Below are 1,479 nucleotides of genomic sequence, written 5' to 3'. Positions count from 1 at the left end.
GTCTCCCGCTTGCGCCGGAAGCTGGACGAGGCTGGTGCCACTGGCGCGCTCCACACCATCCGCGGCGTCGGCTATATGCTGAAGGATGTCGCGGCGTGACCTATCGGCGCTCCGTGTCGCGCAAACTTGCGCGAGGGCTTGCTCTCGTCGGCCTTGTCGGCACCATCTTGTTGCTTGCAGCGGTCGTCTTTTTCTACAGCCTGACATTCGACGATCTGACGGCGCAGGACGCGCTGATCAAGGCCGTGCGCGAGATGCTGGAGCATGTCGCGCTTCCACTGGTCGTGCTGATGGTGCCCGTCGCCTTCGTCGTGCGGCGCGTGATCCGACAGGCTTTTGGCTCCCTTGAGGAAGCCGCAACCGCGATCGAGGCCGCGCGTGGGCACGAACGCGGCTTTCGCATAGACACGTCCCATCTGCCGGCCGAAGCCCTGCCGTTCACGGATGCCGTCAATGATCTGCTCGGCCGGCTTGACGACGCCGCCATGCGCCAGGAAGCCTTTGCCGCCGATGTCGCGCATGAACTGCGCACGCCGCTCGCGGTGCTGTCGCTCGAATTTGACCGGCTCGACCATGACGACTCCGCGCGCCTGAAGCATGACGTCGCCGCGATGCGTCGCCTGATCGACCAGCTCATGCTGCTGGCCCAAATTGACGCCGCATCCGCCGCGCAATTCCCGCTGGAATCCGTGTCCCTTGTCGAGATCGCCCGCGATGTCGTCAGCCTTCTGGCGCCAGGCATCATCGCGGAAGGGAAAGCCATCACGCTCGATGCAGGTAGCGGGCATCCCGTGGCGCGGGGCCGGCGCGAAGCGATCGCCGCCGCCTTGCGGAACCTCATCGAGAATGCTGTCCGGGTGACGCCAACCGGGAGCACGGTGACCATAAGGGTTGGCCCAGATCCGGTGATCGCGGTGGGTGACGGCGGAGAGGGCCTGTCGACCGATCGGCTTCGCGAACTTGTGCGGCGGCATAGCCGGGCGGACCATGCCAGCACCAACGGCGCCGGGCTTGGTCTGGCGATCGTTGACCGGATCATGGCGGCGCACGGTGGAGAGCTGACCACCGATCCTGTCGCGCGGGAATTGTCATTGCACTTCCCCGGCGCCTGATCGCATTTTGGCCTCGTCAGGGTCTCGTCAGTTTCGCGCACTAGGCGAAGCCCATGTCGAAGCGGAACTATCTCCTTGCCGGCGTTGCCGTCATTGTGCTGGTGCTTGGTGTCTGGTGGTTTGCCGGATCCGGCACGGCCCCTGAGCCCAGCCTCCAACCCGCTGAAGCCGGGAAAGCGGCGCCGGGCATATTGCCGGTTGATCGCAAACAGGCCGCGCAGCTCGGTATCCGCCTTGTGCCCGCCATCGCCGCGATTGAAGCGCCCATCGCCGTCATTCCGGCGGTGATCCAGCCGCCCGCCAACGCGCGCGTGGCGGTGGCCGCAACGTTTCCCGGCGTGGTCATGCGGACGCTGGTGGTCGAAGG

Annotated in this window: 2 protein-coding genes and 1 pseudogene; all 3 read left to right on the top strand. The window is 66.0% G+C overall.

The window, feature by feature from the left end; genetic code table 11:
* The coding region (locus RLDS_RS54860) for a winged helix-turn-helix domain-containing protein (protein ID WP_021224267.1) at positions 1-99 on the top strand (99 nt) is incomplete at its 5' end.
* Complete coding sequence (locus RLDS_RS29440; RefSeq protein ID WP_020819430.1) at positions 96-1,112, top strand: sensor histidine kinase; 1,017 nt, start codon at positions 96-98, stop codon at positions 1,110-1,112. The genes RLDS_RS54860 and RLDS_RS29440, both read left to right, overlap by 4 nt.
* Before the next feature lie 53 nt (positions 1,113-1,165).
* Positions 1,166-1,479 (top strand): annotated as a pseudogene (locus tag RLDS_RS0127375) (efflux RND transporter periplasmic adaptor subunit); the annotation flags it as partial.

It is taken from the genome of Sphingobium lactosutens DS20 (genome assembly GCF_000445105.1).
GTDB classification, from domain to species: Bacteria; Pseudomonadota; Alphaproteobacteria; order Sphingomonadales; family Sphingomonadaceae; genus Sphingobium; species Sphingobium lactosutens.
This window is presented reverse-complemented; position numbering and strand designations above follow the sequence as displayed.